This is a genomic window from Algoriella xinjiangensis (assembly GCF_900115015.1).
Classification (GTDB): domain Bacteria; phylum Bacteroidota; class Bacteroidia; order Flavobacteriales; family Weeksellaceae; genus Empedobacter; species Empedobacter xinjiangensis.
This window is the reverse complement of record NZ_FOUZ01000021.1, coordinates 1-14,269: the sequence shown is the minus strand read 5'-3', so window position 1 is coordinate 14,269 and position 14,269 is coordinate 1. Positions and strand designations below refer to the sequence as shown.

Sequence of the window (14,269 nt, the reverse complement as noted above, 5' to 3'; positions counted from 1 at the left end):
AAAAGGGTTAATCGGATTTCAATTCGTTTGGTTTTATTCATCTTTAAAAACTTAAAAAAATCGTTCGACCATCGGGAGAATGCGAGAGTAGTGTTTCCGTGAAAAATAGGGCTATTTTAGCCCATTTTGTACGGACAAACACACATCTCGACCTATTCTAATTTTTACTTTTCTCTAATTTACCCAATTTTCCGATATTCTAAAACTTTTTTCAGCCTTTTTTTTCATTTCCAACTCCTTAAACCAAAATTTCCTACTTTAATTAAATAATAAGCTTCCAAAGAAATAATCACAACAAAAGAAGATAATACCGTTACAGATGTGTCAAAATTAACGCTCAGTAAACTCAAACAGAAATTACAACACTTTATATATGAAACAAAATATAGTACCTAAAACGCAAAAAAACGACCTCAAAAAGAAGTCGTTTAAAATCGTTTCGCTTTCAAATTCAACGTTAAACATTAAATTTTAACCACAAAATTACACTAATAAATTAAAAATCAAGTATTTATATAGATAAAATCTATTAAAATATATAAATCCGCCCGCCCCCTGGTGCGCATAAAAAAGTCACGTCAATTTGTTTTTGTTTTTCCACTCCAATGAAAACAGTACAATTCAAGCTAACTCCTAAAAGTCAATTTTTCAACGAAAAATGACTCCTTAAAAACTAAAAAATTACAATGTTTTTGTATTTAATAAACATAGCTTATATAACATTACTTATCGAACTTTTGTTAGAAACAGATAAGTATATATATATCATATATGTTAGAAGGTTTATAAAAATCTTAAGTATGACTTTTTTACTACTTTAATATGACTTTTTTACTACTTTAATATGACTTTAATATGACTTTTTTACTACATTATAAGACGTGCATACTTTAAATGTCATAATTAAATTATATATTTGAAATATAAACCAATACTATGGCAAAAGTAGAAAACAAAGAAATTATACAATCTTATATTCTCACTACAGCAAAATATGATTTTAGTGTTTATGAGAAAAGAATTTTATACAGGATAATAGAGTTAAATCAATATTTAATTGAAGGTAAAAAACTAAATGAAAAATATATTTTGGATAGTAATTCTCAAGGTGATATAACTTACACTTTACCTATTAATCTATTTTTAAAAGAAAATGACTCTACTAATCACAAAGAAGTTAAGAAAGCTTTAGAAAATCTAAAAAGAAAAGAATTAACCTATGAAGATGATAAAATGTGGGCAAGTCTATCTATTATAGCTAATCCTAAAATTAACAAATACTCTGAAAAAGTAACATTTACAATAGATAAAATGATTAATGATGCTTTAATAGACTTTTCTAAAGGTTTTAAAAAGTATGAATTAAAAGTTGCTATGGAGTTTGAAAGCACATATTCTATGCGTTTTTATGAAATATTATCCAATCAAAAAAAGCCTATTAATTATACGATTGAAACTTTAAAAGATATGTTTCAAATTTCGAATAAGTATAAATTAACAGCTGATTTCATAAAAAGAATTATAGAGCCTGCAAAAAAAGAATTAGATGAAAAAAGCCCTTATACATTTCACTACAACACAATAAAAACAGGAAGAAAAATAACAGGTATTCGTTTTATTCCAATACATCAACCCCAATTTGAAGATCCTGAATTGAAGAAAAAACGATTAAATAAACAAATTTCAAATCGTTGGTATATTTCTAAAAATATTGAGGATTATTTAATCCATAATTTTGATTTTACTAAAAAAGAATTGAATAATAATTTAAATTTATTTGAAGGATTATATAACAAACTTACAGAAGAAGAAATTATAGATTTTTTAGTAGATTTAAGAGAACCATCTTCCTATGCTGACAATCAAAAAGCTTTTATAATAGGGGCATTAAAAAAGAAAGATGAACAATTATTTGAAAAAATATTCCTACGAAAATAGATTATATTTTTAACAGACTTTTGACAAAATTTTGACAATTTTTGACAGTTAAAAAAATGAAACAATACGATTTAAAAGATTTAGCTAATGAATTAAATATTAGCGAAAGAACCGCAAGAAGATACGTAGATGAGCTAATTAACGAAACTCAAATTATTAGAGAAAACAAATACAAATTCTCTTATTTAATTTTTAATTCTATTGTGAATTCAAAACAAAATATTGACACAGAATTGACAAAAAGTGACAATGGCGTGACAGAGTATTTCACAGATGAAGAATATCAAGAGTTTCAAAAAAGACTAACTGAATACCCTATTTTAAAAGAGCAAATACAAAACTCAAAAGAATACCTAAGTACAATTGAGAATCAAATGGAGTACTTTAAAAATGCTTACAATAGACAATTAGATATGCATGAAAATTTAATCCAAAGCGTTAAAAGTTTTTCAGACAATTTAACCCAACGTAATTTTATTGAAGCAAAAGAAAAAGGATTAGATCAATAATTCCCGTCTTATGAAAAGAAAATTAATCGACTTGGATTTAGAAACAGAAAGACGTTTATCAATCCTTGCTTCTGCAAATGGAATGAGTTTAAAAAGGTATATAGAATATATACTTTTCGCTCATGGAAACGAACACTCTATTAAAATCGAAAAAGAAGAGAAAAAACAAAAAGATGCTGTAAAAAATCAACTTTCTATTTTAGATGATATAAATAGTATTACAAAATAAAATACTTTTTGTAATACTATTTGTATCTTTGTATCGTAATATTTCGTATATTACTACTAATATTAAACGGATTACTATGGCAGTTCAGAATGTGAAATGTTTTTCTAAAGGACAAAAATTAAATTGGAAACCTCTTAAAGAAGTTACTTCCACTAAAATTATTGTTTCAAATTTAAAAGGGAAAAAAGTTTCAATTAAACCTTCTGTTTCTGAACGAATTTTAATTCCTTAATGTATCCTATAAAATTTATTCAAAAAGATATTTGTAAAGATGGTTCCGACCATCTTTTTACATATATATACAAATTCTATTCTTCTGACACTAAGTTACATTATGTTATTAGAGCAGAATATCATACAGAAGATGTGTTTGCTATTAAATTTTATTGCCAAAGAGACAGCAAAAGTGATTTTAAGTATAATAAAATAGTAAATAAAGGGTCTGCTATAAAGATTATTATTACTTGTATTCAATTAATTCCAGAATTATTAGTTAAACATCCTAAAGCAAGTTTTGCTTTATATGCTTCAAGATCTATCGATTTTTCAAGCTCGAGTAAATTAACCGAAGGATTAGAAGAAAATCAACGTTACAGAATATATAAATATTTTATACAAACTCGCATAGGTTCAAAAGTTTTTACTCAATTTGATTACCCATCTATTAGTTCTTATATTTTGATTAATAATACTAATGAAAATATAAATCAAAAAGAGAGTGATATTTTAGAAATGTTCTCCAGAACCTATGATTCGCTTCCTGATTTTTCCTAATTTATATACATAAATCATCTGAAATTTTGACCGTATTGAATATCCTTACTCAACGGTAAAATGCGGTTTTCAGAGCGTTTTCAAACTCAAAACTATTTATCCAAAACGGCACTTGCACAATGTCAATGTTTTAGCTTAAAATATTTAGGTGTATAATAATACTTATGTTAAGTGGGTGAAATTTTGAAAATAGTAACTTTTAAGTTACCTTTGTGTCATGAAAGTAAGAGAAGTTATAGCATTTAAAAACTATTTTGAAGATTTCTTAAAAGATCAACCACAAAAAGTACAGGATAAAATCTTTAAAATAATTGAAGCTATTGAAACTCTAGAACGTGTTCCATCAAATTATTTAAAACATTTAGTTGGAACTGAAGGATTATATGAAGCTAGAATTCAATTAGGATCTAACATTTGGAGAGTGTTTTGTTTCTTTGATGGAGAAAGATTAGTAGTGCTGATGAATGGATTTCAAAAAAAGACACAAAAAACACCTAAAAATGAGATTGAAAAAGCTTCTAAAATAATGATTGAGTATTACGAACAAAAATCAAAAAGAAATGGAAACTAAAAGCTGGAAAGATATTAAAAATGATATTTACGGATCTGTAGGAACAGAAAGAAGAGATGAATTAGAAAGAGATTTTGAATCTTTTAAAATCGGTTTACTTTTAAAAAAAGCTCGTGAAGATAAACATTTGACACAATTGGAACTTGCAGAATTAGTAGATAAAAAACGTGAATATATTTCACGTATTGAAAATAACGGAAGTAATCTAACACTTAAAACTTTATATGATATAGTAGAAAAAGGATTAGGTGGAAAAGTAAAAATATCAATTGAAATATAACAGAAAAACCTCCTAAATGGAGGTTTTTTTATGCTTTATAATAAGAATTATGTTAAGTAATGAAATAGATTAATAAAGTATCAATTGTAGAGTTTCGTGATCCATGATTGAGAATTTAAAAATTTTAAATAAAAACCTCGCTATTCATACAAATGTTATTTAGATAATATAGACTATCAAAGAATTTATTACTTTTAACAAAGTAATTACACGAAATACGGATATAGGGAATATTTCACGAAACTTTTCTATTATTTACTTCGTAAATTACTATGTTACAAGCAACCCTAAAAGACGACAGTGCTAAACATGAACAGAAAGACAAACGACATAAAAGCCAGCCGCACATTTAGCACATTTGGTTTTGCCCGACACACAAGCCAACGCTTCGCAAAACCAAAAGAGCTAAATTTTGCCACCGCACCGACCGACAATAAAAAGTAGAACATGAACAAAAAGGACTTATCAGAATCCGACATAAAAGAGAAGTTTATAACTCCTGCCGTGACAAAGGCGGGTTGGGACGAACACACTCAACTTGGACGGGAAATATTTTTTACTGACGGACGCATTTATGTGAAAGGTAAAATTACAGCAAGAGGAAAACGGAAATTTGCCGACTACATTTTGTTTTACAAACCAAACGTTCCTATTGCAATCATTGAGGCAAAAGACAACAACCATTCTGTAAAAGCTGGCATACAACAAGCATTGGGTTACGCCAACACTTTGGACATTCCTTTTGTTTTTAGTAGCAACGGAGACGGTTTTTATTTCCACGACAAAACAGTTACAAGTGGAAACATTGAAAACGAACTTTCAAATGACGAATTTCCAAGTCCTGAACAACTTTGGGAGAAATACAAAAAATACAAAGGCATAGAAGACAAAGAAGTTGAAAGCGTTGTTTCAACCGACTATTTTTTAGACGGCTCTGGTCGTTCACCAAGGTATTACCAACAAATTGCCATTAACAGAACCATTGAAGCAGTTGCCAAAAAGCAAGAAAGAATTCTATTGGTAATGGCAACGGGAACAGGAAAAACCTATACCGCATTTCAAATTATTTACAGACTTTGGAAAAGTGAAGCAAAAAAACGAATTCTGTTTTTAGCAGACAGGACTTCACTAATTGACCAAACCGCAAGAGGAGATTTCAGGCATTTCAAAGATGCAATGACAATCATAAAACACAAGCAAATTGACACAGCTTACAATGTCTATTTAGCATTGTATCAAGGCTTGTCAGACAGCAAATCAGATGATGCTTACAAACAATTTAGTCCAGAATTTTTTGATTTAATTGTAGTTGATGAGTGCCACAGAGGAAGTGCTAAAGAAGATAGCAAGTGGCGTGAAATATTAGACTATTTCAAAACTGCAACACATTTGGGCATGACAGCCACACCAAAGGAAACAACCGAAACTTCAAACATTCATTATTTCGGTGAACCTGTTTACACCTATTCACTTAGACAAGGTATTGATGATGGTTTTCTTGCTCCTTACAAAGTAATCAAAGTAACACTTGACATTGATGCCGAAGGTTGGCGACCAACAAAAGGCTTTTTAGATAAAAACGGAAATCCCGTTGAAGATAGAATTTACAATAGAACCGACTTTGATAAAAATATTGTTGTTGATGAACGAAGAGAATTAGTTGCAAGAAAAATAACAGAATTTCTAAAAGGAAATGACCGCTTCGCAAAGACAATTGTTTTTTGCATTGACATTGAGCATGCCGAAGGCATGCGAACCGCATTGGCTAACGCCAATGCTGATTTGGTTGCTCAAAACAATAAGTATGTAATGCAAATTACAGGCGACAACGAAGAAGGTAAAAGAGAGTTGGACAGTTTTATAAATCCCAGTGAACGCTATCCAGTAATTGCGACAACTTCAAAATTAATGACTACTGGTGTTGATGCTCAAACTTGCAAACTCATTGTGCTTGATAGTAATATCGGTTCTCCAACAGAGTTCAAGCAAATTATTGGAAGAGGAACACGAATTAATGAAGAATATGGTAAAACGTATTTCACCATAATGGATTTTAGAAATGTAACCAATCTTTTTGCAGACCCTAATTTTGATGGCGACCCTGTAATGATAAAAGATGTTACAGAAGATGATGATATTTCAGGAACAGACGATGAAATAACAGACGAACCAATTATTGATGTGGTGGATGGTGGTGATGTCGTTTTTCCAACGCCTGAATATCCAACCATAACAGGTGGAGGTTTCATAGTAGCAGAGCCTAACCCAAGAGAAAAAATAAGAGTTAACGGAGTTGAAGTTAAAATTGTAAACGAACGTGTTCAATACTTAGGTGCTGACGGACGAATAATAACCGAAAGTCTGAAAGATTACACCAAGAAAAATGTAATTGAAAAGTACGCAACACTTGAAACCTTTTTGAATTCATGGAAAAACGCTGACAAGAAAAAAGCAATTGTTGAAGCATTGGAACAACAAGGAATTTTCTTTGAAGCATTGAAAGAAGAAATCGGAAAAGACTTTGACCCTTTTGATTTGATTTGTCATGTTGCTTTTGAAGCAAAACCATTGACACGAAAGGAAAGAGCAAACAACGTGAAGAAAAGGAACTACTTTACCAAATATGGAGAGAAAGCACAATCAGTAATCAAAAGTTTGCTTGATAAATACGCAGATGATGATTTGCTCACTATTGAAAGTTTGGATGTTTTAAAACTTGACCCATTAAACAAACTCGGTTCGCCACTTGAAATAATTAATGCTTTTGGTGGAAAAGAAAATTACATACAAGCATTAAAAGAATTAGAAAACGAACTTTATAAAGCAGCATAAGAAATGGCAAATGTAGCAGCAGTAATAAGCAGTATAAGAAATATAATGAGACAAGACAGAGGTATCTCTGGCGATGCCCAACGATTAGAGCAATTGGGTTGGATGTTGTTTCTTAAAATTATGGACGATAAAGACCAAGAATTAGAAGTTATTAAAGACAATTATGTTTCTGTTATTCCAGAAAAATTTCAATGGAGAAATTGGGCAACCAATTCCGAAGGAATTACTGGCGATGAACTAATAAATTTTATTGATAGCACAGAACTTTCTAATAAAGGGCTTTTCTTAACGTTGCGTGAAATAAAAAGTCCAACCAATCCGAAACGTGCTTTAATTGTGAAAGAAGTCTTTGACGGCACAAATAACTACATGAAAAGTGGTTATGAAATGAGAAAGGTAATTAACAAGCTTAATGAAATTGACTTTACTAAATCAGAAGACAAACACGTTTTCGGAAATATTTACGAAAGCATTTTGCAGGAGTTAAGAGATGCAGGAAACAAAGGCGAATATTATACGCCAAGAGCCGTAACTCAATTAATGACAATGATGACCGACCCAAAATTGGGCGAAAAAGTATTAGACCCTGCCGCTGGTACAGGCGGTTTCTTGTCAGCAGCAATTGACCATATTCGAGATAAATATGTAAAAACAGTTGACGATGAAGCTGTATTACAAAACTCAATTACTGGATGGGAATTAAAACCAGTTGCATATGTTTTAGGTTTAACTAACCTAATTCTCCATGAAATTGATGTTCCCGATTACCATTACATAGACAGTTTAAAGAAAGAATATAATAGTATTGGTAAGAAAGACCAAGTAGATGTAATTCTTGCTAATCCACCTTTCGGTGCAAGCATTGCAGACGGTGTTGAAACAAACTTTCCTGCAACATATAGGTGTAAAGAAAGTGCAGACTTATTTGTAGTATTAATGTTGCAACTTTTAAAGCCAAATGGGAGATGTGCAATTGTTTTACCAGATGGTTCAATAAAAGGTGAAGGAATAAAATCAAGAATTTTAGAAAAACTAATGACTGAATGTAACCTACATACAATCGTAAGACTACCTTCTACTTCATTTTTCCCAGCTACTGTAAGCACTAATTTATTGTTTTTTGACAAAGGTTCTCCAACTAACGAAATATGGTATTACCAACATAAATTTCCTGAAGGACAGAAAAGTTATTCTAAAACGAAACCATTATTAGTTGAAGAATTTGATGAACTAAAACAATGGTGGTTGGACAGGACTGAAAATGATAACGCTTGGAAAGTTCAAGTATCAGATTTAATAAATTGGGATTTAGATATTAAAAATCCAAAAATTCTTTCAAGTGAAGTAATTTCATTGCCAAAAACATTAAAAGCACTAAAACAAAATTTGGCAAGTTTTTCTGATAGCATTTCTTTATTAGACATTTCTATTAGTAAACAAAATAATCATGTTCCTTATAAAATCTCTCAGTTACTAAAAAGAATTAAAGAACCTTTTGAGCTTGAAAACAATATAAAATACAAGCGAGTTACAATTAAAGGTAATCACAATGGCGTTGTATTAAGAGATATAGAATTAGGTAGTAAAATTGGAACGAAAAATCAATTCTATATAAGAAAGGGAAATTTTATTTTGTCTAAAATAGATGCTCGTAATGGTGCTTTTGGACTAATCCCAGATGATTTAGAAGGTGCAATAATTACAGGCAATTTTTGGACATATAAAATTAACACGGACTTAATAGATGGCGAGTGGTTTTATTATTTTACTCATTCATTTAACTTTTTAGAGATTTGCAAAAATTCAAGCACCGGTTCTACACATAGAAAGTATTTGAATGAAGATATATTTCTTAGTCAAGTTATTTCAGTTCCGAAAATAGAAGAGCAAAGACTAATCGTGAAAAAGTTCAATGAAATTAATAAGTTGAAAAGCTTAAATGAAGAAATACAAGACTTGTCTGACAAATTATTTAACGGTTTTTTAAACGAATATTATTAAAAAAAGAAAATAATGAACTAAAGATTTTGGGGGCAGATGGTCGGAATGATACGTTTTGCTAAATGGTACCACGTCTAGGATACACGCTAGCTGGGAAGGACAATACCAATTTCCAAATTTTCCTGCAAAGGAATTAATGAGGAAAGAGTTATCAACAGATTAATCCCTGTTGAAGCCCTGAAGTTGGTTCTGCGGATGAATTTTCTAAGCATATTTATTGTGTTTATGAATTTACAGACAAAGATAACAATTTCTATACCTGAGATGAGTAGCGTTGCCTCCCTTGAAAGAGGGTCAAAGCTTCGACAGAGCATGTACATTTCAAACCTGCTACTATTAGTATCTGCCCCCTCTTTTTTTAACTTGATAAAATGGAATTAGAAAAGTGGTTTAAAACAAAGAAGTATCCTCATATAGGTTTACCAATTACAATCAAGGATTATAATTGGGTAAAAGAGTATGTTGAAAATTCTGAAAAAATTAGATTACATAGTTTCCTTCCGTTAATCCACAAATCAATTGTAAAAAGAAAATTTAGGGCGAACAATTCAGTTTTGAATCCTAGCGGAAAAAGAACGAGAATACTTGGTAAGCCAAAGGTCAGAGATATTTTCTTTGCCTCACATTTAGATAGCCTCATATTATCAAAGTACAATGAAATATTAGCAACTGCTTACGAAAGATATTTAGAAGTAAAAAACTTTAATGAATCTATTGTTGCCTATCGTAAAATCCCTATTTCAAAAGGTTCGGACAAGAATAAATGCAATATTGATTTTGCTAAAACAACTTTTGAATTTATCCATAATAACAAGTCAAAAAAACTGACCGCAATCGTTGCGGATGTTACTTCCTTTTTTGACAATTTAAATCACAAAACTTTAAAAAAGCAATGGTCAAGAGTTCTAAACGAAACAACTCTACCAAAAGACCATTACAACTTGTTTAAATCCCTGACAAATATCAAATACATCGAAGGCGACCAGTTATTTGAAAGCTATGGGAATACAATGATGGTAGAAACAGGTATTCCAAATTGTTCAAATAAAACTGAATTTGTAAGGAAGAAAATTAAAAATGGTAAATTCTTCAAAGAGAAAGGAGCAAGTCATTACTGCGAAAAGAAAGAGTTTCTTAAAAAGAATTTGAACCTTGTTATTTCAAAAAACAATTCAGTAGGAATACCGCAAGGAAGTCCAATCAGTGCAACATTGGCAAATATCTATATGTTGGAATTTGACCAAGAAATATTTGATAAAGTTTCTTCAATTGGTGGCTTTTATCAACGATACAGCGATGATTTAATAATTATTTGCGAGCAACAACATGAAGATGATATTATTAAAATAATCAGAGATAAAATTGAAACTGTTGTTGATTTGAAAATTGAACCAAATAAGACTAAGGTTTTTCGCTTTGAAGAAATGAAAGGAAAATTTACTGGTTTTGAAATAGACGAAAAAACTAAAACTCCAAATCATAAAAAAACACTAGAGTATTTAGGTTTTTCATATGACGGACAAAGGGTTTTGATAAAAACTTCTGGTTTTTCAAAGTTCTATAGGGCAATGAAAAGCTCGTTTAAAAAATCAACTTCGTTAGCAATACACAGTAAAAATCCTGACAAGAGTTTATTCAAGTCAAGACTTTATAAGCGTTTTACACACAGAGGAGCAAAAAGAAAACTAATTTATAGACCGTCAAAGGCAGACAAAACAGTCTATGAAAAAACGAATGAATATTATTGGGGTAATTATCTAAGCTACATAAACAAAGCGAATGACTCAATGAAATCAATAAACGGTGACAATTTTGTAAAAAGACAAAGTAGAAAGTTTTGGAAGAAATTTAATGACTTAATGAAATTCCATGAAGCAAGACTTAAATAAAATGCCAACGCTAAAGTCATACACATTTGCAAGCCACACAAGCCATCCCACGAGCCAAAGCTTGCAAAAGAGTATGCCTTTCCAACCGCACAGACACAGCGACACAGAGGACAGACAAACCACGACCGAAAGAAGGGCAGCTTGTAACAGCACCTACCCAAAAGGCGGGGTTTCGTGTTCCAAAGACAGTTTTGTGGTTAATGGAACATTAATTTTTCAAATCAAGTTTTGTGGTAAAAGTCCCGCCCTTCGGGTAGCTGCAAAACGTTGGGCGCAATTTAAAAAATCGATGAAAGTCAATAAAAAAATACTTGATTGAATAGTTATATACAAATCAAAAGATTAAATTTGTCGAATTAAAAAAGCATATACATTTTATGAGGCAATTCATTCAAAATAAATATTTTCTACTCATCTTTATTGCTATAATCTGGGGTTCTTCTTTTATACTCATAAAAAAAATACTACCAGTATTTGACCCATATCAAATCGGAGCCTTTAGGGCAGGATTGTCAGGCTTGCTTTTGTCATTTATTGGATTCCCAGCTTTGAAAAGAATGTCAAAAAAGGACGTTTTTTGGATTGCTCTATCAGGATTATTTGGTAACTTTTTAGTGGTCTTTATTTTTCCTATTGCACAACAAGGCGTAAGTAGCTCATTGGCAGGCATCATAAATGCATTAGACCCAATATTCACACTCGTTTTAGGAGCAATTCTGTTTGGAATCAGAAATAAAGTTATTCAATATGTTGGTGCAATAATTGGATTTATAGGTGCTATCATTTTAGTTTACTCTTCCAATTCAGAAAATGGCCAAAATCATCTTTATTATACGGTTTTATTAGTTATAGGTTCGGCACTTTATGCCGTAGCCGCACTCATTATTGAAAAAAAATTACATCACATAAAATCGACAGATATATCAACAGGTATTTACACTATTTGGATGGTGCCCTCTCTTTTTATTTTAAGTTTTTCAGGTTTTTTTACAGACTTTGATTACAGCCAAAATGAAACTTTAACGGCTCTAGGCTATTTAGTCTTTCTAACCGTCATTAGCACTACTTTGGTAATGTTTTTGTTTTTCAAGCTTGTTCAAGATACCTCTGCGGTTTTTGTAAGTACCATTTCACTTTTATTACCAGTAGTTGCGGTAATTTGGGGAATTTTGGACAAAGAGAAATTTACAGTTTGGTATGCAATCGGTGGATTATTAATTTTGATTAGTGTATATCTCATTAGAGAAAAGAAAAACAAATCATTGGAAAAGGAATAAAAACTGCGCCCAACCGCAGTTTGGCAATATGGCGGGTTAAGGCTTAATTTGAAGTTGGTTTTGTATCTGAAAATTAGTGCTTATCGAAAGTTTCGGCTTCCTTAATCCGCCACATCGCCAAGCTGCCAACCGTTAGCCACAATACAAAACCAAAACTATGAAAAAAATTTTAGGAGCCATTTTTATTTTGATTTTAATAAGTTGTAATTCAATATCTAAAAAAGAAAAAGAATTACTCGAAAAAGAAAATGAGCTTTTGCAACGTGAGTTAGAATTGACTAAAAAAGAGCAGAATTCTAAATCTAAAGCAATTGAATTAACAAAGCCCAAAGAAATCGAAAAAAAGAAAGAAACTACTAAAAATGAAATAATAAAAGAACCTGTTAAAAAAACAACTGGTTATACTTTTGACAATTTCCACATTTCCGAAAACCGTGTTGGAATATTTTCAAAAGGTATGACAATTAGTGATGTATATAATTCCATTCCAAAGGAACAAATTAAAAAAACTGTTGGATATGGAGAATTCGCAGACGACACCTATGATGACTACGAAATCTATGACTCAAACGGAAAAAAGATTTTGGTTTTGACACCAAAGCAGAATGGAAATACAAGTTCAAAAATTAATCGAATTTCGATTTTAGACAATCGATTTAAAACAACTGAAAAAATTGGACTTAGCTCAACTTTTGGAGACTTAAAAAAATACTATTCAACAGACAAAATTTCACCCGATATGGAACATATTGTTTTGGATGTAAGTCATATTAACGCTTGGTTTAGTATTAAGAAATCGGAACTTAAGGAAGATTGGTGGAATGGAAATGGAATCGATAAATCCAAAATTCCTGACAACGCAAAATTTGATGGAATTACAATTTGGTGGAAATAAGTACTGTGGCTAACAATGGCTATAAGTAATTGCTTATTCTCGCCTACTTCTGAAAATCCTCACGGATTTTCAGCTTGGTGCATACTTGCAAAGTTAAGTGCTAACCCACGCAACTACTCATAGCCTAAACCGTTATGCGGCACTTTAACGAAACAAGCTACCAATGACAACAAAACGGTATGACATATTTCTTGACGACCTAATAATCGGGACGACTGAATTTGAAAAAGCAGACGCACCAATGGGAGTTGTATTTGGACAAATACAGTTTAACAATATTATTTCAGGGTACGACTTTTTTAAAAAATATTGCCTTGAAAACAACATTGAATTAGCTGACGACTATCCAGAAGACAAGTTAATATCAACTCGAACAATTGAGAACTTAAAAGTTATAAACGAAAACGGAATTGAAATTAAAGGAATAGGAAATCAAATAAGTGGAATGGATGGAGACGAATTTGAAATTACATTAGAAGGAGTAACTTATCCATTTTTTGAAGAAGAATTTCCTCAACACGTTAAAGAGTACAACGAACAATTCAAGAAAGCTAATGACGACAGACAAAATATTAGAAATTGGGATTGACGACAAAGAACGTTTATTTGTTAAACCGAAAACTGAGATATTTGAGTTTATTTATAGAGACGCATCAGGTGTTAATTGGGACATCAATGGACAATTCCTTTATTCACCCAAACCAACAGAAATGAACTATTTTGATTGGTTTAGACAAATTATTTTAGCTACAAAAGGCGAATATGGTTGTGAACTTAAAATAACAAGTGAGACTAATTGGACAAATATTCCGAATGAATTAAAAAATCAAATATGCGGACAGTAGAAAAGCGACCGCATAACAGACGTTTGGCAAAAAAGCGGGTTCAGTGCTTAAATGAAGCTTTGTACTTCGTATCAAGTTTAGTACTGGCAGACAGTTTAGTGCTTCGAAATCCGCTTCTTCGCCAAGCGCCAAAACGTTGTACGCAACCTTACTAAAACTAAATTATTAAATGAGTTCACTCGGTACAAATCTTATTCAAGTCATAAAAGATAAGGAATTTCAAGCTGTT

The 14,269-nt window shown here is 31.1% G+C and carries 14 protein-coding genes; all 14 read left to right on the top strand.

All coding sequences use genetic code 11. The annotated features are described in order from the left end of the window. Positions 1-936: 936 nt before the first annotated feature. The 14 genes from BM072_RS14900 (at position 937) to BM072_RS14835 (ending at position 14,040) form a co-directional block, all read left to right on the top strand. Positions 937-1,938, top strand: a complete 1,002-nt coding sequence (locus tag BM072_RS14900; protein ID WP_092910494.1) for a replication initiation protein — start codon at positions 937-939, stop codon at positions 1,936-1,938. 56 nt (positions 1,939-1,994) lie between these two features. Beyond that, positions 1,995-2,447 carry a hypothetical protein gene (locus tag BM072_RS14895; RefSeq protein ID WP_092910491.1) on the top strand — a complete coding sequence of 151 codons (453 nt, stop codon included), beginning with the start codon at positions 1,995-1,997 and terminating at the stop codon, positions 2,445-2,447. A gap of 10 nt (positions 2,448-2,457) precedes the next feature. After that, entirely contained in the window at positions 2,458-2,676 is a 219-nt protein-coding gene (locus BM072_RS14890) for a hypothetical protein (RefSeq protein ID WP_092910488.1), read from the top strand. Between the two features lie 76 nt (positions 2,677-2,752). Continuing rightward, entirely contained in the window at positions 2,753-2,908 is a 156-nt protein-coding gene (locus BM072_RS15505) for a hypothetical protein (RefSeq protein WP_177190329.1), read from the top strand. Next, the gene (locus BM072_RS14885; RefSeq protein ID WP_092910485.1) at positions 2,908-3,450 is read left to right on the top strand and encodes a hypothetical protein; all 543 of its coding nucleotides are present in this window, start codon (positions 2,908-2,910) and stop codon (positions 3,448-3,450) included. Before BM072_RS15505 ends, BM072_RS14885 begins: the two co-directional genes overlap by 1 nt. Positions 3,451-3,667: 217 nt before the next feature. After that, the gene (locus BM072_RS14880; protein ID WP_092910481.1) at positions 3,668-4,021 is read left to right on the top strand and encodes a type II toxin-antitoxin system RelE/ParE family toxin; all 354 of its coding nucleotides are present in this window, start codon (positions 3,668-3,670) and stop codon (positions 4,019-4,021) included. Then, positions 4,011-4,301, top strand: coding sequence for a helix-turn-helix transcriptional regulator (locus BM072_RS14875; protein WP_092910474.1), 291 nt, complete (start codon positions 4,011-4,013; stop codon positions 4,299-4,301). Before BM072_RS14880 ends, BM072_RS14875 begins: the two co-directional genes overlap by 11 nt. Positions 4,302-4,748: 447 nt before the next feature. After that, the gene (hsdR, locus tag BM072_RS14870) at positions 4,749-7,133 is read left to right on the top strand and encodes an EcoAI/FtnUII family type I restriction enzme subunit R (RefSeq protein ID WP_092910471.1); all 2,385 of its coding nucleotides are present in this window, start codon (positions 4,749-4,751) and stop codon (positions 7,131-7,133) included. A gap of 3 nt (positions 7,134-7,136) precedes the next feature. Further along, a complete protein-coding gene (locus BM072_RS14865; protein WP_092910468.1) occupies positions 7,137-9,134 on the top strand; it encodes an N-6 DNA methylase in 1,998 nt (665 codons plus the stop codon). Between the two features lie 371 nt (positions 9,135-9,505). Beyond that, positions 9,506-11,023 (top strand): reverse transcriptase domain-containing protein, encoded by a 1,518-nt coding sequence (locus tag BM072_RS14860; RefSeq protein WP_092910465.1) that lies wholly within the window; start codon positions 9,506-9,508, stop codon positions 11,021-11,023. Between the two features lie 377 nt (positions 11,024-11,400). Then, positions 11,401-12,300, top strand: a complete 900-nt coding sequence (locus BM072_RS14850) for a DMT family transporter (RefSeq protein WP_092910460.1) — start codon at positions 11,401-11,403, stop codon at positions 12,298-12,300. A 157-nt stretch (positions 12,301-12,457) separates the two neighbouring features. Continuing rightward, positions 12,458-13,195: a hypothetical protein gene (locus BM072_RS14845; protein ID WP_092910458.1), complete on the top strand. Its 738-nt coding sequence runs from the start codon at positions 12,458-12,460 to the stop codon at positions 13,193-13,195. A 163-nt stretch (positions 13,196-13,358) separates the two neighbouring features. Beyond that, the gene (locus BM072_RS14840; protein WP_143080494.1) at positions 13,359-13,784 is read left to right on the top strand and encodes a hypothetical protein; all 426 of its coding nucleotides are present in this window, start codon (positions 13,359-13,361) and stop codon (positions 13,782-13,784) included. Beyond that, a complete protein-coding gene (locus BM072_RS14835; protein ID WP_092910452.1) occupies positions 13,750-14,040 on the top strand; it encodes a hypothetical protein in 291 nt (96 codons plus the stop codon). Before BM072_RS14840 ends, BM072_RS14835 begins: the two co-directional genes overlap by 35 nt. The last annotated feature ends 229 nt before the right edge of the window (positions 14,041-14,269 follow it).